1 protein-coding gene is annotated in these 311 nt (G+C 68.2%); it reads left to right on the top strand.

All coding sequences use genetic code 11. The annotated features are described in order from the left end of the window. The coding region (paaD, locus tag KVT32_RS29520) for a 1,2-phenylacetyl-CoA epoxidase subunit PaaD (protein ID WP_217619363.1) at nucleotides 1-311 on the top strand (311 nt) is incomplete at both ends.

Here is a 311-nt window from a genome sequence, read left to right as displayed (position 1 = left end):
CCCGGTGATCTCGGTGGTGGACCTGGGCATCGTGCGCGGCGTCGCCTTCGAGGATGACGAGTCCGTGGTGACGATTACGCCGACCTATTCGGGCTGCCCGGCGATGCAGGTCATTGCCGACGCCGTGAACGAGGCCCTGCACGCACGCGGCATCGAGAAGCTGCGCATCGTGACCCGGTTGTCGCCCGCCTGGACCACCGACTGGATGAGCGAATCCGGCAAGGCCGCGCTGAAGGGCTACGGCATCGCGCCGCCGGTGCAGCAGGCCATCGACATCAGCGGCCTGCGCGGCGGCCTGAGTGCCATTAAGC

The organism is Achromobacter sp. GbtcB20 (genome assembly GCF_019091095.1).
GTDB classification, from domain to species: Bacteria; Pseudomonadota; Gammaproteobacteria; order Burkholderiales; family Burkholderiaceae_B; genus Achromobacter; species Achromobacter mucicolens.
This window is presented reverse-complemented; position numbering and strand designations above follow the sequence as displayed.